At 54.1% G+C, this 18,902-nt stretch carries 12 protein-coding genes; 10 read left to right on the top strand and 2 right to left on the bottom strand.

Going from position 1 to position 18,902, the window contains the following annotated elements; all coding sequences use genetic code 11:
* Nucleotides 1-406: 406 nt before the first annotated feature.
* The 10 genes from AB4124_RS04050 (at nt 407) to ppnP (ending at nt 16,622) form a co-directional block, all read left to right on the top strand.
* Nucleotides 407-2,767 (top strand): DUF7408 domain-containing protein, encoded by a 2,361-nt coding sequence (locus AB4124_RS04050; protein WP_441971264.1) that lies wholly within the window; start codon nt 407-409, stop codon nt 2,765-2,767.
* Nucleotides 2,764-3,693 carry an ABC transporter ATP-binding protein gene (locus tag AB4124_RS04045; protein WP_076324640.1) on the top strand — a complete coding sequence of 310 codons (930 nt, stop codon included), beginning with the start codon at nt 2,764-2,766 and terminating at the stop codon, nt 3,691-3,693. Before AB4124_RS04050 ends, AB4124_RS04045 begins: the two co-directional genes overlap by 4 nt.
* A complete protein-coding gene (locus AB4124_RS04040; RefSeq protein WP_076324639.1) occupies nt 3,690-4,637 on the top strand; it encodes an ABC transporter permease in 948 nt (315 codons plus the stop codon). The genes AB4124_RS04045 and AB4124_RS04040 overlap by 4 nt, the downstream gene beginning before the upstream one ends.
* A 36-nt stretch (nt 4,638-4,673) precedes the next feature.
* Nucleotides 4,674-6,353 carry a phage tail tape measure protein gene (locus tag AB4124_RS04035; RefSeq protein WP_441971263.1) on the top strand — a complete coding sequence of 560 codons (1,680 nt, stop codon included), beginning with the start codon at nt 4,674-4,676 and terminating at the stop codon, nt 6,351-6,353.
* Nucleotides 6,354-6,621: 268 nt separating this feature from the next.
* Nucleotides 6,622-7,611 carry an AAA family ATPase gene (locus AB4124_RS04030; protein ID WP_441971262.1) on the top strand — a complete coding sequence of 330 codons (990 nt, stop codon included), beginning with the start codon at nt 6,622-6,624 and terminating at the stop codon, nt 7,609-7,611.
* Nucleotides 7,608-8,555 (top strand): DUF58 domain-containing protein, encoded by a 948-nt coding sequence (locus AB4124_RS04025; protein ID WP_441971260.1) that lies wholly within the window; start codon nt 7,608-7,610, stop codon nt 8,553-8,555. The genes AB4124_RS04030 and AB4124_RS04025 overlap by 4 nt, the downstream gene beginning before the upstream one ends.
* Nucleotides 8,556-8,811: 256 nt before the next feature.
* Nucleotides 8,812-10,809 carry a vWA domain-containing protein gene (locus tag AB4124_RS04020; RefSeq protein ID WP_441971259.1) on the top strand — a complete coding sequence of 666 codons (1,998 nt, stop codon included), beginning with the start codon at nt 8,812-8,814 and terminating at the stop codon, nt 10,807-10,809.
* Nucleotides 10,793-13,813, top strand: a complete 3,021-nt coding sequence (locus tag AB4124_RS04015; RefSeq protein WP_441971258.1) for a VWA domain-containing protein — start codon at nt 10,793-10,795, stop codon at nt 13,811-13,813. Before AB4124_RS04020 ends, AB4124_RS04015 begins: the two co-directional genes overlap by 17 nt.
* 368 nt (nt 13,814-14,181) lie before the next feature.
* The gene (gene tkt / locus AB4124_RS04010) at nt 14,182-16,203 is read left to right on the top strand and encodes a transketolase (protein ID WP_441971257.1); all 2,022 of its coding nucleotides are present in this window, start codon (nt 14,182-14,184) and stop codon (nt 16,201-16,203) included.
* A 101-nt stretch (nt 16,204-16,304) separates the two neighbouring features.
* Complete coding sequence (ppnP, locus tag AB4124_RS04005; protein WP_339267666.1) at nt 16,305-16,622, top strand: pyrimidine/purine nucleoside phosphorylase; 318 nt, start codon at nt 16,305-16,307, stop codon at nt 16,620-16,622.
* 131 nt (nt 16,623-16,753) lie between these two features.
* Here ppnP and AB4124_RS04000 read toward each other — a convergent pair whose 3' ends face one another.
* Together AB4124_RS04000 and AB4124_RS03995 are read right to left on the bottom strand one after the other, a co-directional pair.
* The gene (locus AB4124_RS04000) at nt 16,754-17,680 is read right to left on the bottom strand and encodes a copper amine oxidase N-terminal domain-containing protein (RefSeq protein ID WP_076324631.1); all 927 of its coding nucleotides are present in this window, start codon (nt 17,678-17,680) and stop codon (nt 16,754-16,756) included.
* Nucleotides 17,681-17,846: 166 nt separating this feature from the next.
* Entirely contained in the window at nt 17,847-18,743 is an 897-nt protein-coding gene (locus AB4124_RS03995; RefSeq protein WP_441971255.1) for an NAD(P)-dependent oxidoreductase, read from the bottom strand.
* Nucleotides 18,744-18,902: the final 159 nt, after the last annotated feature.

The raw sequence follows: 18,902 nt of genomic DNA, 5'->3' as shown, positions 1-18,902 counted from the left end.
CAGCAGGTTCGGAAACAGCACGAACACGATGGCGAGCCATGCCAGAGTACCGGGCCTGTGCCTGAGATTCAAGTAAGAATATGAGGCTGTATTCAGACGATTCATCATAGATAGTACAATGGAGCAGCCCAACACTTTAACGCTGCAATGGATTACCCCTTGATCCCGCTCCTCTTATTGGAGTGGGATTTTTATTTATAGTTGACTTGGTAAAAAACGCTAAATTCCCCTGGAATGCTGAAAATACAGTCCAATACATCTTTTTATGGAAGGAAACGTCAAACTTTTTATAAATTCGACTCGTCAATATAGTTGAACTTGTGAAGAGAACCTTTACATCGTCTTCGGAACATATGTGTCATTTCTCATGTGAGAGCAATTTATATGTGGAGAGGGGAATCATCAGTTGTCGTTTTATACAAAAAAAACGTGGATGTTGCTGCCGATGGTGGCGCTGCTGATTGTTGCCACGTTATCCTTGTCGATTCCGGCCGGAAACGTCTACGCCGATGGAGCGAAGATTGGCATTCAATCCGAAATGGGTTATCAAGGCAAGATTAAACATGATAAATGGAATCCGCTCAAACTGACCTTAACCAGTGACCGGGATATATCCGGTGACGTGGTCGTGCAGATTCAGAACTACAATGGCTTCGGATATCAAACTTCCTACGTCCAGCAGGTGGACCTGCCGAAGGATACGCCGAAGGAAGTCGTGATCGGCATTCCAGGGGCCATGCTGAATAAAGATAATAACCAAATCCTCTTCTATGAAGGATCTTATACCAAGGGGAAGCAGATTCCGTTTGCCACAGGTAAAAATTACGTGCAGGCTTCTCCTTATCAAGGCGCACTCATTGCCGTTTTATCGGATGATCCGGATACGATGAATTTCATGAATGTCCTTAACGGCAAGGGCAACAGCGTGAACGTGTTTCCGCTTAAGAACGCCAGCGTTCCGTCGGATGGAATGCTGCTGAACGGACTGGACGTTATCGTTATTAACAATTTTGCTTCCGATACGCTGTCAGAGCCTCAGCGCAAGGCGATTACGGATTGGGTAAATGGCGGCGGCACCCTGATTCTGGCCGGAGGCGCGGGATATACCAAAACAGCGGCACCGTTTGCCGACATAACGCCGGTTGTTGCGAATGGCACCACCACCGTTAACTCGCTGGCGGAGCTGGAGAAGCTTGGCGGGAAACCGCTGAAACTGGATGGGGCATTTACCATTTCTACAGCGAAAGCGGTGGAAGGCGCCCAAATCGGGATTGAAGCGGATGGACAACCTTTGTTTGCTTCGAAGACCTATGGCCAAGGAAGTGTTCAATATGCGGCCTATGATCTGGCTATGGAACCGGTGAGCTCATGGGCAGGCCATCCGGATGCTTGGGCATCGATACTGCGTAATAACCTTCCCATGATGGGTGCGCAGAATGGTATGTATTACAATTCGCTTATGGACAATTTGAATTACGTTCTGGAGTATTTTCCATCACTGAAGATGCCTTCCTTCACGCTGCTGTTGTGGATGCTCATTATTTATGCGGTCGTCGTTGCGCCGCTGCTCTACTACATCTTGAAAAAGGCGGACAAACGGGAATGGGCTTGGTTCTTGATCCCGATTATTGCCGTCATCGCGAGCGGTTCCGTTTACGTGGCCGGTTCATCGGACAAGACGCGGGAACTCGCACACACTATCAACTTGATTGAACTAAACGGTCAGGGGGATGCGGTTAAATCGACGGCTTCCGCATTCTTCACGCCTCGAAGCGGGAACTATGCCTTGGAATTTCCGGAGAATACGTATTTGAGAACGGGGCAGTCCCGGAACACGTTTGGGGGGATGGGCGAGAATAAAAATTTTGTCCGAATGGAGCAGGCGTCCACGACGCTGGAGCTTCGCGACATGTCCCAATGGTCATTAGCCAAGGTATGGGTGGACCGTCAAGGAACCGAGGAGATGGGGCGCCTCGGCATGGATTTGAAGCTGGATGCCAAAGGAGAATTAAACGGTAAGGTCACCAATGACACGATTAACGATTTGACCGAGGTTGCACTGGTTATTGGAGGCAAAGCCTATAAGCTGGGAGATATCAAGAAGGGAGAGGCGGTTGCCGTTCCTCAGGACCCGAAACAAATCATCAAGTTTACGGGCGGTGACTTGTCCGGGATGCTGTACCCTTATTCGCAGAATGATCCGAAACAGCGTGAGCGCGATATTTTGTCCCAATACGGATATTCCAACAGAATGGTCAACAGGGATGCTTACATTTTGGGATGGAGCAAGGATCATTTGACGAATTATACGCTGAAAGGCGCTGAGGTGGAGAGTGATCAGCTCAATTTCTGGATACAGCCCGTGGAGATGGATTGGGGACTGAACGGGGAGATCAACATTCCTTACGGGTTCCTGTCTCCCGAGATATCGCAGGTGAATGCGCCGATGTATGGGGTTTACCCTCATGGGGTCGAAATGGGACAGGGCAGCTTGATCGCCGAATTCCCGTTAATATCGGAAGGCAACGTGAAGTATTCGGAATTGTCCATGAGAGGCACCAAATTCAACAACAACGTTATGATGGAGATCTGGAACTCGAAGAAGAGCGAATGGGAGCCTGTTACAGACGTGAACAATGTGCATACCATTACCAAAAATCCGGAGCAGTATATCGTGGGAAATCGGATCCGTTTCATGATCACCGCCAAGGATCAGACCAACTTTATGATGCCGGAGCTGTCTGTGAAGGGGGAGGCCACTCCATGATCGAGATTAGAAACCTGAGTAAAAAATACGGAACGTTCCATGCGTTGAAGGACATCAGTCTTCATATCGAAAAAGGGACGGTATTTGGATTTGTCGGCCCGAACGGAGCAGGCAAATCCACGACGATGTCCATATTGGCCACCCTGATGCTGCCAACCTCGGGAGTTGCCAAAGTCGGCGGCTTTGACGTGACCCAGCATCCCAAAGAGGTCCGCAAGCGGATCGGCTACATGCCCGATTTCTTTGGCGTGTATGACCAGCTGAAATCTACCGAATATTTGCATTTTTACGGGGCAAGTTACGGCATTCCGCGCGCCGAGCGGGAGCAGCTCATTCCGCAGCTCCTGGAGCTCGTCAACCTGAGCGACAAAGCGGATACGTACGTCGACAGTCTCTCGCGCGGCATGAAGCAGCGTTTATGCCTTGCCCGGTGTCTGGTGCATGATCCGGACGTATTAATTCTGGATGAGCCGGCTTCGGGGCTGGATCCGCGGGCGCGGATCGAGATGCGTGAAATCTTGAAGGAATTGAAGCTTATGGGCAAGACGATCATCATCTCGTCGCATATTTTGCCTGAGCTGGCGGAGATGGTGGATGAAATCGGCGTGATTGAACACGGCGAGATGGTTGCCCAAGGCAAGGTGGCTGATATTCAGAGCCGTCTCCGCGTGAAAAAAGTCATCCATATCCGCACGCTCGAGCGTGAAGAGGAACTGGCCGAGAAGCTGCGGGACGAACCCTTTGTCTCGTCGGTATTAACGGATAACACCGGTGTCCATGTTCATTACGGCGGGGATGATGCGCAGCAAAGCGCTCTGCTGCGGCAGGTGGTCTCCTGGGAAATTCCGATTGTCTCGTTTCAGGAAGCACAGAGCAATCTGGAGGATGTATTCCTCGAAATTACCAAAGGGGGACCCCGCGAATGAATTGGAGCAGAAAGCTAATTAATCCGGTCATTGACAAGGAATTTCGGCTGCGGATGCGTTCTACGCGTTCTATGCTGTCGGTGTTATTTTATGTGTTGGCGCTCGGAGCTGTTGCGATGGGCTTCATTTACCTCTTCTTATATTTGGGACAGCGGGGACCTCAGCGATTCGATCCGCAGATGAGCCAAATGATGTTCTATGTGCTGAGTTTTGCTCAGCTTGTCCTCATCGCGTTCATGGCACCGGCTCTTACCGCCGGCGTCATCAGCAGCGAGCGGGAGAAGCAAACGCTGAGCATGCTGCTGACGACGCAGCAGAGCTCGGCCACGATTGTGCTGAGCAAGCTGGTGTCGGCACTCAGCTTCATGACACTGATCGTGCTGGCCACCCTGCCGATATACAGCATTGTTTTCCTATATGGAGGGATTTCGCCGAAACAGCTCATATCCGTTTTTGTTTTTTATTTATTCGTGATGCTGCTGCTCGGTTCGCTTGGCGTGATGTTCTCGACTTTATTCAAAAGAACCATCGTCGCGATTATTGTCGCCTACGGTGCGGGACTTATTATATTCCTTGTCACAGGCCTGCTGTATCTGTTCTTCATGGGGATTGAACAGCGGAATATGTATCAAAGCGGGATAACGCCTACACCGGGCAGTTATTCATGGGTCGGATATTTGCTGGGTCTGAATCCCGGCGGAGCGATGATGAGTTTGTTCAACCCGTCGTTCTCCAAGGAAGTGTTCCTGCTGCACGGCGGAAGTTTGAACAGTAAGGCCCCCATTGAATTGTGGCTGGAATTCTTCATTGTGTATTCGGTTGTGATTGTTCTTGCCCTGTGGGTTGCCATACGGAAAATACGTCCTATCGCAAGGCGGAAACGTAAGGATAAGGATGAGGCACAGCTCCCGCAAGTACCGGAAATGACGCGGGATGAAGCGTAACCTTAAAGTATAAGAGTACGGTAAGGAGGAAGAGCAATGGACAACATCATGCGTTTTATCGAAGCCGCGAGACGGCGGCTGCAGCGATTTCGCGTCATAACGTATGTTTTATACGGACTGATGGCAGGGTTTGCCGCGCTGCTGCTGCTCCTAGTACTGGGGAGATTTGTACCCATTGCCTGGCTTCCCGTCGCATCCGTGGCCCTTCCTGTCGGAGCAGGCTTCGTAGGCTTGTTATGGGGATGGCTGCACCGGGTTCCGATCGAAGAAGCCGCTTCAGCGATGGATCATGTTCCGGACGGAGCGGAGCGAAGCGACATGATGGTCACGGCACTATCGTTCAAAGAACAGGAATCGCAGGCCGCTAAATGGCAGCGTGAGCAGGCGGAACACTATGGTGCACGTTTTGCGGAGCAATTGCCGGAGCGTCTTCCTTACCCTAGTCGTAAAAGACATCTCTTGATCTGTGGTGCTTCGCTGGCTGCCGTGCTCATCCTTGTTTTTGTTCCGAACCCGATGGACAAGAAGGTGGAAGCGGCAAAAGAGGCGCAGAGCTGGATGAAGGAGCAGGCAGCCAAAACCGAAAAACTTGCGGAGGAACTCCAGAAAAAAACGATCGATCCTGCTGACAGGAAGAAGCTGCAGGAGAAGTTGGGTGCCCTGAAGAAAGCGCTGGACCGTGAGAAACATCCCGAGCAAGCGCTGGAGAAGCTGGAAGAAGCGATGAAAGAGCTTGAAAAAATAGCGAAACAGCAGGAGGAAAAAGCGAAGGCATTGTCTGAACTGGCTCAAAAAATGCAGCAGCAGAAGGCGTTGTCTCAGGTGGGGGAAAAGCTAGCCGAAGGCATGGCCGATGAGCTCAAGCAGGAAATGAAGAAACTCACCGAGCAGGTGAAAAAGATGTCCCAGGAAGAGAAGAACGAGCTGTCCGATGCTTTGAAAAAGTTGGCTGAGGAAGCTGCCAAGCAGCTGGAGGACGGGAAGCTGGAGCAAGAGCTCAAGAAAGCAGCCGACTCGCTAAAGGAAGGAAAGCTGCCGAAGGAGCTGGAAGAAGCGCTCCAGCAGCTGGCCGAGGAGCTGGCTAAAGCGGCGCAAGCCAAAGCCGCGTCGGATAGTCAGTCGCAATCCGCCGCTTCGCTGGCGTCCTCCCTTGCTTCGCAAGGACTGAGCTTGGCCGATCAGATGACGGCTGCCGGGATGTCGGTATCCGATGCCTGGAGTAACGGCGGCAGTGCCGAGGCGTTGGCGCAGGCGGGATCCGGGGGAGACTCGGGAGAAGAAGGCGAAGGCTCGGAGGGAAGCTCCGGGGAAGGCGGCTCCGGGGCCGGTCAAGGTCAAGGCGCCGGCAGTGGGTCCGGTTCGGGGAGCGGCTCCGGATCAGGAGCAGGCTCCGGTTCAGGTGGCAGCGGAGGATCGGGAAGCGGGACCGGCAGCGGAGCCGGCTTTGGCTCTGGCGGTCGCGAGCTTGTGACGATCCCTCGGGATTACAAGGGCAGCGGCAATGTGCAGAACGATTCCGGCGAGATCAAGGGCAGTGGCGGTGATATTCAGAAGGGCGGCGTTTCGCCGACCGTTCCGGGCATGTCCAGACCTTATGAGGAAGTGTACCGCGATTATGAGACCGAAGCGCGTAAAACATTAGATCGCAATCAACTGCCTGACCAGATGCAAGGGTTGGTTGAAGAGTATTTCATACAAATCAATCCGAATCCGTAAGGGATCGAAGAGCCAATAACGGAAGCTATATAGATTGAACTAAAGAAAAGATGAACTTCAACGGAGAAGGCGGAATTATTCTGGAGAAACGAAGTGGTCGCCTTTGTCACCGGATTTTAACCATGATATGGATGTATAGAAGAAATCTGGGGGCAACAGCGATCGGAAGAATAATCCGCATTCGTAGTGATGCTCAGGCTAAGAATCTTTAGTTCAACTTATTTAGAATGAGTATTTGAACTTTACCAAGAAGATGGAGGTTTCGTCCATGTCGGATATTGCAGTGAGACCACAGGAATGGATGGAGAAAATATCAGGCCTGCGGGAACATATTGGCAAGGTGATTGTCGGGCAGCAGGATGTTGTGGAGCAGATGCTCTGGTGTATCTTTGCAGGAGGGCACGCCCTCCTGGAGGGGATTCCGGGTCTCGGTAAAACGATGCTCGTTCGCACGGTGTCAGAAGCGTTGGAATTGTCCTTTTCCCGTATTCAGTTCACGCCGGATTTGATGCCGAGCGATATAACGGGCACCAACATCTTGTCGTTCGGGCAGCATGGAGACACCGGAATGACCTTTCAAAAGGGTCCGCTGTTCAGCAGCATCGTGCTGGCTGATGAGATTAACCGGGCTACGCCCAAAACCCAGAGCGCCTTGCTGGAGGCCATGCAGGAAAAGACCGTCACGGTGGGCGGGGTAACCCATCAGCTGCCAAAACCTTTCTTTGTTCTGGCGACGCAAAACCCATTGGAAAACGAGGGGACGTATCCCTTGCCGGAGGCGCAGCTTGACCGCTTTCTGCTAAAGATCGAAGTATCGTATCCGAGTGCGGATGAACTGAAGGAAATCGTAAAGCGGACGACGTCCTCCCACGAATTCCAGGTGGAACGGCAAATGACGGGGGAAGAGCTGCTGGAAATCCAGCATGGAGCCAAGGAAGTGCTTGTTGCCGAGGAGATTCTGGACTATGCGGTTCGTCTGCTTATGATGACGCATCCGGAGGAGGCTGCGGCACCGGAGGCGGTACGGAAATACGTCCAGTACGGTTCCGGACCGCGGGGCATTCAGTCCATCATCTCGGTGAGCAAAGTTCGGGCCTTGTGCAGCGGGCGGATGCATGTATCGACAGGGGATATTCGCGCCGTGGCTTTATCTGCGCTGCGTCACCGTTTGTTCCTGAATTTTGAAGGTCAGGCGCTTGGCATTACGACAGACCATGTCATTCAGGAGGTTCTGCAAGCGCTGGAGGCATCCGCGTGAGCGGGGGCGGGCACCTGCTTCCTCCGGAATGGCTTCCGCGACTGGAGCGATTGAGTCTTGATGCCAAGCGACGGGTTGCCGGAATGCTGCAGGGAAAGAGACGATCCCGCCGGCTCGGATCATCCCTTGAGTTCGCCGATTACCGAGTGTATTCGCCCGGGGATGATGTCCGCAGGTTTGACTGGGGCGTCTATTCTCGTACGGGAAAAGCGTTCGTGCGTCAATTCATGGACGAGCAGGAGCTGACGGTCAGCCTATTCGTGGATTGCTCGGTATCGATGGGGGCTGTCATGTCATCGTCATCCGAACTATCCGCTGCGGATCCGGCAGGAACGAAGGGAAGCCCGAAATGGCTGCTCGCACGTCAACTCGCCGCAAGCATCGGCTACATGGCATTGTCCTCCTACGACAGGCTGCAGGTCGCCTGTTACAGCCGTTCGATTAATGCTCGTCTTCCGATCATGAGAGGAAAGGGCTCGGCCCATCGCCTGTTTTCGTTCCTGCAAGGGGCAGAAACGGGAGGTGAGGGAAGTTTGGGCGCCGCGCTTGCGGTTCCTAGCGCACTCCCTCGGCAGCCGGGGATGACCTGGGTATTCTCGGATTTTTGGCTGGCGGGCGGCGAGGAGGAATTGTTCAGGGCGCTATCCCTTTTGTCCGGCACCGGGCAGGAAGTGGTGCTGGTGCATGTTTTGTCGAGGGAAGAACTAGAGCCTAAATTGACCGGCGATTTGCGATTGGTCGACAGCGAAACGATGAGCGGCAAGGAAGTAGCGTTGACGGGTAAAGTACTCGATGCTTACAAAGAGGAGCTGGAGCGGTATCGGACGATGCTGTCCCGCGTGTGCGCGGAGCGGGGCATGTCTTACGTGCTCATTCCGGCGGACATGCCGCTTACGGACGCGATGTTCGGGGTACTGGCAGGAGCAGGTCTGGTTACTGGATAAGGCAAGCCTCATACAGGACGCAGTGTTCCAAGCATCTGCCGGACTTCATACGCTTTGGGAAGCTTGTAGAAAGGGTAACACCGATAAATAGACACGCTATGAAATGCAGGCTTCACGAGCATCTGTCTGTGATCTTTAGAACAAATAAGAAGAGAACTCATTCAAATAGGAAAAGATGGACGAGCCTTCATCCGATGCTTTGAGAAAACATCCAAGTCGTGTTAGTCAGGGTCCACGGGAGTAAGGAGGGGACACGTTGGGGATTCAATCTTGGCTGAGCCTATGGTTCGGTTTAACGCTGCCGGCTATCGTGCTTATGTATATGTTCAAACGAAAATATGTGGATACAACCGTTCCCAGCCACTTGCTGTGGGAGCGGGTGCTTCGGAACCTGGAGGCTAACAGGCCGTGGCAGAAGCTGCAGAACCGGCTTCTGCTGTGGCTCCAACTGCTTGCTGCTGCGCTGATGGTCTTCGCACTGATGCAGCCCTTTATGCAGGTGTCTGGCGGAGGCAGCGCCCATGTGGTCATCGTTGCCGATACCTCGGGCAGCATGAGCGCGCAGATTCAGCCTTCGGCCGAAGGCGAAGCCACATCCAGGCTGCAAATGATGCAGGAGCGAATTAAAGAGTACGTAAAGGACCAAGGGAGACGGAGCGAGATTACCCTCCTGTCCGTGGGAGCAAGTCCCACGACGCTGGTCTCCCATGAAAGCGACCGCGCCGCCATCGATAAGGTCGTGGATGGGTTACGGCCCTATTACGGCCAGGCCTCCTACAGGGAAACCTTATCGCTCGCTTCCGCTCTGACACGGGAAGAGCGTGATGCAGAGGTCGTTATTTTTACGGACAGCTACTGGAAGCAGGATACGGCTCCCATAACGTTTCAGGTTCCGGTATCCGTAGAGAAGGTACAGGGGGAGCTCCCTCTTAACGTTTCCATCGACCAATTTGGCATTTCACCTATGGGTGAAGCAGGTTCATCCTATGGGGCGGTCGCTGTCCTCAGCACGAATGCCAAGGAAGCGATGTCGACCGAAGTGAATCTTTACGGGGATGAACAGCTGCTGGCCAGCAAGGTGTTGAATCTTACGCCGGGGAAGAAATTAACCGAATCTTTTGTCGATCTCCCGTTTGCGGAGGTGTATCGGCTTGAGTTATCCCAGGATGACGGGTATGCGGCAGACAATTATTCCTTTGCATTCGGTTTGGGTCACGGATCTTCGCGCGTACTTCTGCTGACTTCGGGCAATTTGTTTCTGGAGAAGGCCTTGCAGCTAAGCGGAGCCGAAGTCACCCGGGTTGCCTGGGATGGCTCCGAAGACAAGACGGGTGAGGATCCAGGCACGGATCAAAATACGGATAAGGGCACAGCATCGGATGTACCGCCCGTACCCAATGGCGAATTTGATCTGCTCGTCGTAGACGGGAGCATGCCGGAAGGGTTCAAGCAAGGGAAGTGGGCGGAACTGGCCGCCAAAACGCCGCTCTGGACGATCGGTGGAGAAGGCACCAAAGTCGGAAGCCAAGGAGGACGCGCCGTGCTTGCGAAGCATCCGGTGACCGCTTATGTAACCTTATCGGGCGTCTATTTCGGTACGCTGGTAGATCAGGCCCCTGCTTGGGGGGAACCTGTAGCCAAGCTGGGAGATCAACCCATCGTCTATGCGGGAAGCGAAAACGGGCGACCGCGATTGTCGTTTAATTTCCTGCTTCAGGATAGCGATCTTCCGTTATCGCCGGAATTCCCGGTCATGGTTAGCAATGCACTAGAGTGGATGACCTCGGGCAAGGGGAGCGGCCTTGGCCGCTATATGGCCGGCGCGCAAGCAGATATTCCGATTGCGGCGGATACGGTAGCGGCAAAGTGGGTACCTAAGAGCGGTCTTGCTCTTGCTGACGGCATCCCTGCAGCGGAGGCCCTCCGGAATGAGCAAGGGATATCACCGGTACAGATCGTGCCGGAATATCCAGGGCTGTACGCTTTTGAACAGCAGAATGAAGCGGGTGAGAAGCTTAAGTTTTGGCTGGCCGTAACGGCAGACCCGTACGAGGCAGATTGGAGCAACGATCAGGGCCCGGTCGTGAGTCAAACGTCACCGAACTCGGATACGGCAGCTGGTGAACGTGCCGGGACGTCTGGGCACAGTGAGACGGCAAGCGATGCCGGTTCGTTAATGCCGTGGTTGGCGGCCTTGGCACTGGCTGTGATCGCAGCGGAATGGGGGGTGTACCAGCGTGGGCGTTCAATTTAGCCAACCATGGTTTTTGCTGCTGTTGATCCCGGCAGGAGTCTTTCTCTATTACGCATACAAATCGGATTTTCGGCTCAGCGGTTTTCGCAAGAAATTGGCCTTATTCTTTAGAACCTGCGTCATTCTGTTATTGATTCTTATGATTTCGGGTCTGCACGGGTATACCGTCTTGCGGGATAAACAGGTGGTGTACTTGGCGGACCGTTCCGACAGTATGGGGGATTCGGCCCGGATCACGAATTGGATTAACGATTCCCTTGGGGCAAAAGGCGAGAAGGATGGCACCGCTGTTGTTTCTACAGGTCTTGAGGGCGCTGTGGAACGGCGATTATCCTCTACGGAGAATGCAGGAGCCTCTTTAAATGCGCTGCTGGAGCAGCAGTTTACGGGGCTGGAGTCCGGTCTTCAGCTCGCAGGGAGCCTGTTCGAGGGCAACAGCGATTCCAGAATTGTGTTGATCTCGGACGGGGAAGAGAATGTGGGCAGCATGGCAGCGGCCGGAAGGCTGCTGAAGGACCGGGGCATTGCGGTTGATGTGCTTCCAACTCCGAAGCAGGCTATCCGTGACGTTGCGGTGGAGGAACTAAAGGTACCGGATAAGCTGTATCAAGCGGAGTCTTTCTATGTAGAGGTTTTGATCCGCAGCACGTTTAAGACCTCCGGTGAATTGCGCATTTACGAGGACAACCGTGAGATCGGTCGGGAACGCGTCGACGTAACCCCGGGCGAGAACCGGTATGCCGTAAAAGGCCTGGCTAAGAGCCCGGGACTTCACCGTTACCGTGCCGAAATCTTCATGGATGGGGATGAGGCATCCGCCAATAATGCAGCCTTTGATTTTACCCGGGTGGAAGGTCCGCCAAACGTACTGATCGTTGAAGGAACCCCGGGAACGTCAGGTAATATCACGGCAGCACTGGAGTCCGGAATGATCGGCACCGAAGTGATTCCGCCGGAGCTGCTTCCGCTGGAAGCGGCCAAGTATGCCGTGTACGACAGCATCATCTTTAATAATGTCTCGGGCAGTGACGTCGGCGGCAAGCAGATGGAGCTGATCGAGCAGGCGGTCCGAAGCTTCGGCATCGGGTTTATGATGGCGGGCGGCGAGGACAGCTTTGGGATGGGCGGATATTTTAAAACCCCGATTGAAAAAGCACTGCCGGTCTCGATGGAACTGGAAGGCAAACGGGAGATTCCATCGCTTGGTCTCATCCTCGTCATTGACCGTTCGGGGAGCATGGATGGCAATAAGATCGAATTGGCCAAAGAATCGGCCATGCGCACGGTTGAGCTGCTGAGAGCCAAGGATACAGTCGGCGTCGTCGCCTTTGACGATCAGCCGTGGTGGGTTGTTCCGCCGCAGAAGCTCGGGGACAAGGAAGAGGTACTCAGCAGCATCCAGTCGATTCCGAGCGCCGGAGGAACCAACATCTATCCTGCCGTTTCCTCCGCACTTGAAGAAATGCTGAAGATTAACGCCCAGCGCAGACATATCATTCTGATGACCGACGGACAATCGGCCATGAATTCCGGTTATCAGGATCTGACCGATACGATGGTGGAGAACAAAATTACGATGTCTTCGGTGGCGGTCGGGATGGATGCCGATACGAACCTTCTTCAATCCTTGGCGGATGCGGCTAAAGGCCGTTATTACTTCGTTGAGGATGAAACGACACTGCCGGCGGTATTCAGCCGGGAGGCCGTGATGCTGGCCAAATCCTATATCGTGGATAAACCCTTTGTTCCGGCCGTTCAGAATGCGGGCGATTGGGTAAGTCTATTCCAGCAGGGCGTACCGGGGCTATATGGTTATGTAGCGACAACGCCGAAGTCTTCCGCCCAGACGGTTCTGTCCAGTCCGGAGCCGGACCCGATCCTGTCGCGCTGGCAATACGGATCCGGGCGAACGGTGGCATGGACGAGCGATTTAAGCGGAAAGTGGTCCAAGGAATGGGTATCGTGGTCCGGTTTTGCCAACACGTTGACCGAAATTGTGAAGTGGACGTTCCCGCAGTTTACGTCGTCGCCCTATGAAGTGACTACCGAAACGGCCGGCAACCAAGTCAAGCTCCAGGTTATGGCTGAGGGCGAGAATCCGCCGGAGAAGCTGAATGCGGTGATCGGGGACGATGAAGCCGGCGAGCAGACGGTGGAGCTTATCCAGGAGGCTCCCGGCCGTTATACCGGGCTCGTCAATGTCACGAAGCCCGGGGCATTCCTCCTGTCTCTTGAGGATGCCAGCGGGGAAGAAGCGCTGCAGGCTGCGCCAGGCACCGGTTTTGTGGTTCCGTATTCTCCGGAATACCGGTTGTCGTCCGGCAGCGGCGAGGAAGCCATGAAGCGGCTGGCCGAGGCGACCGGAGGCCGCGTGTTATCCTGGGACAACCCGGCCGAAGTGTTTGACCGGCAGGCAACCTCGCGGATGAATCTCCATGATTGGAGCTATCCGCTGTTGGCGGCGGCCCTGCTGCTATGGGTCGCCGACATCGCCGTGCGGCGCCTGGCTCTGCCATGGGGCGCCATCGGCGCTAGGCTGGCCGCCCTGCTCCGCAGGCGGCCGGCACCTGCTGGCGAGGCCGCGCGTGACGCCGGCCTCGAGCGGCTGGCGGCGCGCAAAGCCCGCGCCGCCGAATTCTACGGCGGCAGCTCCGCGAAGCCGCCGCAGGCCCCGCCCGCGCGCGAGCGCAGCGGCGCGGGCCACGGTGCCGGGGGCGGGAACCCCGCCCCGGCACCCGGCGCAGCTCCGGCAAGGGGCCGCAAGGCCCCGCCGGAGGCGCGCGATTCGCAGCGGGCGGATGCCCCGCTGCGGGAAGAGCGGCCGGCCCAGGCGAAGCCGGCCGCAAGCCAGGGCGCGCGCAAGGGAAGCGCGCCCCCGCCGCCTCCCCCGCCGCCGCAGGCGCAGGGGAACGGCCAAGGCCGGCCCGAGGGAACCGGGCCGGCTCCGGAAGGAGGCTCCTCCATGGATCGCCTCCTCAAAGCCAAAAAACGCGGCACGCGCTGATGTACCGCCTCAAGCTTCGGCCTAAGCTGTCTAATGTGCAGCTTAGGCCGAAGCTTTTTCATTTGTCGAGTAAAGTAACTTTTTCCATACCGCCGAAGTCCATAAAATCGTTTAACGGATGTCGAATCCGGTTATAACCGAACTATTAAGGGAAATAATGCAAGGGGGATGTCGCTCTCCCTGACGGCCTTTACACAACTTTGACAATTACGTTATGGAAATGAAAGACGTGTGGTGATACAATAAGAGTCAAAATGATATTCTCAACATTCCTAACTGCTCTGATACCATATGGATTGGGGTTGGAGGGACGTAAGAAGCCTTCATTTTCGAAGCTTACTATGGAAAAGATTTGAGGAGGACGAATCATGACAACTGAACATAACCAAACGATCGACAATCTGTCCATCGCAACGATCCGGACATTGGCGATCGACGCGATCGAAAAAGCCAATTCCGGTCATCCGGGCATGCCGATGGGGTCTGCACCTATGGGCTACCAACTGTTCGCGAAGACGATGAACCATAACCCGGACCAGCCGGCGTGGATTAACCGCGACCGTTTTGTCTTGTCTGCAGGACATGGCTCCATGCTGCTCTACAGTCTGCTTCACCTGAGCGGTTATGACTTGTCCATTGAGGATCTGAAGCAGTTCCGTCAATGGGGAAGCAAAACCCCGGGTCACCCGGAATTCGGCCACACGGCCGGCGTTGATGCAACGACAGGTCCGCTTGGACAAGGCGTGGCTATGGCTGTAGGTATGGCAATGGCTGAAGCTCATTTGGGCGCGACTTACAATAAAGACAGCTTCAATGTGGTTGATCACTATACGTATGCGATTTGCGGCGACGGTGACATGATGGAGGGCGTGGCTTCCGAGGCAGCTTCCCTGGCAGGTCATTTGAAGCTTGGCAAATTGATCATGTTGTACGATTCCAACGATATCTCCCTTGACGGCGAGCTTAGCCTGGCATTCTCCGAGAACGTAGCGAAGCGCTTCGATGCTTATGGCTGGCAAGTGCTGCGCGTAGAAGACGGCAACGATTTGCCTGCGATCGAGAAAGCGATCGAGGAAGCGAAAGCCGATACGAACCGTCCGACGCTGATCGAAGTGAAGACCGTCATTGGTTACGGCAGCCCGAACAAACAAGGTAAAGGCGGCCATGGCGGTACGCACGGTTCTCCGCTTGGAGCTGATGAAGCGAAGCTGACCAAGGATTTCTATAATTGGGTATATGAAGAGGACTTCTATGTGCCTGAGGAAGTGCGCGAGCATTTTGGCAAAGTGAAAGAGCGCGGTATTGCGGCTTATCAAGCTTGGGTTGATCAGTTTGCGAAATACAAAGAGGCTTACCCGGAACTGGCAGCGCAATTCGAGCGCGGCGAATCCGGTGAACTGGCTTCAGGATGGGACAAAGACCTTCCGAAATACAGCGCGGATGACAAAGCGGTTTCCACTCGCGTAGCTTCCGGTAAAGCGCTGAACGGGTTGACTGCAGGCGTACCGCAGCTGCTCGGCGGATCGGCTGACCTGGAAAGCTCCACGATGACTCACTTGAACGACCTGGCCTCTTTCACAGCGAACAGCTACGAAGGCCGTAACGTGTACTATGGTGTTCGTGAATTCGCAATGGCCGGTGCCATGAACGGTATCGCCCTCCATGGCGGACTGAAGATTTTCGGCGGTACGTTCTTCGTATTTACGGATTATCTGCGTCCGGCTGTACGTTTGGCTGCGATCATGAAGCTGCCGGTTACGTATGTGCTGACTCATGACAGTATCGCTGTCGGTGAAGACGGCCCTACGCATGAACCAATTGAACAATTGGCTTCCCTGCGCATTATTCCAGGCCTGACGGTGATCCGTCCTGCGGATGCCAACGAAACTTCCGCGGCATGGGCTTATGCGGTTGAGAACACCGACCGTCCTGTAGCTTTGGTGTTGACACGTCAGAATCTGCCGATTCTTCCAGGTACGGTGGACCATGCACGTGAAGGCATCAAACGCGGCGCTTATGTTGTTGCCGATGCGAAGGATGGCAACGTGCAAGCTCAAATCATTGCAACGGGTTCTGAGGTTCAGCTTGCCGTTAAAGCGCAAGCAGCATTGGCTGAAGAAGGCATCGATGTACGCGTCATCAGCATGCCGAGCTGGGATCTGTTCGACAGCCAGGATCAGGCATACAAAGATTTCGTGCTGCTTCCTGACGTAAAAGCCCGTCTGGCTATTGAAATGGCTCATCCGTTCGGATGGGAGCGTTATGTCGGAGACAAAGGCGACATCCTGGGCATCAACACATTTGGCGCTTCGGCTCCTGGCGACCGTGTCATTGCCGAGTACGGATTTACCGTTGAGAATGTGGTTAGCCGCGTAAAAGGCTTGCTGTAATCCAGGCGGATCTTACTCCATATTGATTTTCCGGCACCCGCATCATGCGGGTGCCGTCCATATATCAAGCCATAACGATGTTGGAGGAGGAGAGTTTGTCGATGACACAATTTAAGAATGCTACCGTTACAAAGGCAGCCAACGTTTACTATGAGGGGAAGGTAACCAGCCGTACGGTGCTGCTGGACAGTGGCGAGAAGGTAACGCTCGGCATCATGCTTCCGGGAAGCTATGAATTCGGCACGGATGGCCCTGAGATTATGGAAATTTTGTCGGGCGATTTGCGTGTCCTGCTGCCCGGTGAGCAGGAGTGGTTAGAGATTCAAGGGGCTGCGACCTTTAACGTTCCGGGCAATTCAAGCTTTAAGCTGGAAATCCGCACCGTTACGGATTATTGCTGCTCTTATCCGACCATGTAATAAATTAAATGCTGCATGTAATTTCGTGTCCGTAAATGCACAACAAAAAGGCTCAAAGCCGTTGGCTTTGAACCCTTATTGTCAATGCCGGATATCAACGCATGCCGTTAACGGTGGTTGTTATAATGGACTCATTCTTCCGGAATCGGCACGATCTCGCCTTTGTAGCCTGGTGAGTGGTTATCAAGCTCTACGTATCCTTCGCCCCATTCCTTGCCGCGGTCGAGCAGTTTGTAGCTGGTGACGCCGGAAGGATAACGGAATGCGAATTCGGCTACAGTCCAGTTCCTGGCATCCGGCTGCTTACCGATCTCTGCTTGAATCGGGGGCAGGAAGAACAGGTTCTGATTCGCAGCCGCTTTGGCGGAGTAGTCCAGCTTGCCTTGCCATTTCAAGTATTTGACGCCACCCTGGATCTCGTAATATTCAGCGATGTCGTTATCGACCAGGAAGAAGCGATTGGAGTTGCCTTTTGGAAAATAATAATTCACGCCTTGCATTTCCACAGGGAGCATTTCCAGCTCAGGTTTCTGCAGTTGGGATGAATAAGGCAGCTTGGCTGCAGCATTCCGGGCGGTGGCCAGATCGGAGCTCTTTAAGTCAGCAAGCATAACGGCATCTGCTTTATTGATATAAGCCGTCTTTAGAGAACCATTCCAGTCGATGTCGGCATCAAAAGCTTGGGCTACGGCCCTCAGGGGAATCATGGTCTTGCCTTTATGGAGCAGCGGGGCAGCGGGCAGCGTCTTCTGAACTCCGTTCACTTCCATGCGGGTGCTACCCGCCGTGAGAATCACCGTTCGGTGGTCACCCTGAATCGTCACCTGTTTCTTGCTGTTGTCGTACTTCATGACATAGTTACCCAGAGGCTTGAGATCGGTTAGGGTAACAAAGGTGGAGCCCTGCTTAATCAGCACTTCACCGCTTGCGGTCACATTGTTAATCGAAGCGGTTGGTTTGGCTGCAGCAGAAGCCGGTGATACAGCTGTTACCGAAGATAGTACAGTGGTTAATAGGGCAGCGGCTGTCACTGCTTTTAAACCTTTGGTCCATTTCATGTTGTATTTCCTCCCTTCGCATAGTAGACGAAATAAAATGCAAAAAGTTTCTTCTGGAAGGAAAAATCATGAAAAGACCAAAAAAACTGGCTCCTTCTCCTGGTCCGGATGATCCGGAACCAGTATAAAGGAGGCCAGTGTAAGGTAAAGCATGGCTTAGCTGGTATTATGGCTGCTGTTCGCCGATTTTCTGGCCGATCCAGGCTTCATAGCATTTCACGACAGCGGAAAGATCCTCTTCGCCATAGCCTTCGCTGGCACCGGCTTGAAACAGGCTCTTAGCCAGATTCAGCATAGGGGAAGGCATTCCGATGCCATCGGTGAGTGAAGAGGCCAGCTTAAGGTCCTTGAGCATGAGCGCAAGCGAGAACTGGTTGCTGAAATCGCCCTCGATAATTTTGCGTCCCTTCAGCTCTGCCGCTTTGCTGCCAGCTGATCCCAACTGCACGAGCTCCAGGAAGTTGTCAGCGGGAATGCCTGACTTCGCGGCGATGGCGAAGCCTTCGGCAAGCGCCAGATTGTTAATGCCCACAATGGTATTATGCGCAAGCTTCGCGACAGCGCCGCTTCCGTTAGGTCCCATGTGGATAACTTTTTTGCCCAGGGTGTCAAATACGTCTGCATGGGCTTCGATGACCGCGGCATCGCCGCCAACCATGAAGACCAAGTTTCCATCAATCGCTGCAGGCTTGCTGCCGGTTACCGGGGCATCCAGGAAGGAAGCGCCGAGACCGGATACGGCGGAAGCAATCTCCTTGACAAGGCTCTCGGAGATCGTACTGCAGTCAATGACGGTCATCCCGCTCTTCAGGGAGCCAAGCAGACCGTTCTCTCCGTAGAATACATCGCGGATGGATCGGTCGTTGCTTACCATCGTAATAACAAGATCTTGTCCTTCAGCCGCTTCACGAGGCGTCTCCGCAATGGAGGCTCCCTGTTCGGCGAGCGGACGGCATTTTTCGTGGGTGCGGTTATACACGGTCACATCGTAGTCCTGCTTCAGCAGATTGGAGGCCATGGGAGCGCCCATGGTGCCCAGTCCGATAAACCCGATTTTTTTCATAGCTATATCACCTTCGATTATGGATTCCTGATCCACTCTATCTTAGCATGGGTTCCCGAAACGAAGCCAGCGTTTGTGAGGAATGGAAGCGGTAAGGAGATCCGCGCATGAAGAATAGATGACAGTTGGCCCGTGAAACTTGCGGTCGTTATTAAATTA

Origin of the sequence: Paenibacillus sp. 2KB_20, assembly GCF_052115765.1 — a bacterium.
Classification (GTDB): Bacteria; Bacillota; Bacilli; order Paenibacillales; family Paenibacillaceae; genus Paenibacillus_AQ.
Note: the sequence above shows the minus strand (reverse complement) of the source record. Positions and strands in the feature narration are given on the sequence as shown.

What these genes read in the sequence shown, in the direction of transcription:
- AB4124_RS04045 (WP_076324640.1), top strand. Translation starts at nt 2,764, where the DNA reads ATGATCGAGATTAGAAACCTGAGTAAAAAATACGGAACGTTCCATGCG.
- AB4124_RS04035 (WP_441971263.1), top strand. Translation starts at nt 4,674, where the DNA reads ATGGACAACATCATGCGTTTTATCGAAGCCGCGAGACGGCGGCTGCAG.
- AB4124_RS04040 (WP_076324639.1), top strand. Translation starts at nt 3,690, where the DNA reads ATGAATTGGAGCAGAAAGCTAATTAATCCGGTCATTGACAAGGAATTT.
- AB4124_RS04030 (WP_441971262.1), top strand. Translation starts at nt 6,622, where the DNA reads ATGTCGGATATTGCAGTGAGACCACAGGAATGGATGGAGAAAATATCA.
- tkt (WP_441971257.1), top strand. Translation starts at nt 14,182, where the DNA reads ATGACAACTGAACATAACCAAACGATCGACAATCTGTCCATCGCAACG.
- AB4124_RS03995 (WP_441971255.1), bottom strand. Translation starts at nt 18,743, where the DNA reads ATGAAAAAAATCGGGTTTATCGGACTGGGCACCATGGGCGCTCCCATG.
- ppnP (WP_339267666.1), top strand. Translation starts at nt 16,305, where the DNA reads ATGACACAATTTAAGAATGCTACCGTTACAAAGGCAGCCAACGTTTAC.
- AB4124_RS04000 (WP_076324631.1), bottom strand. Translation starts at nt 17,680, where the DNA reads ATGAAATGGACCAAAGGTTTAAAAGCAGTGACAGCCGCTGCCCTATTA.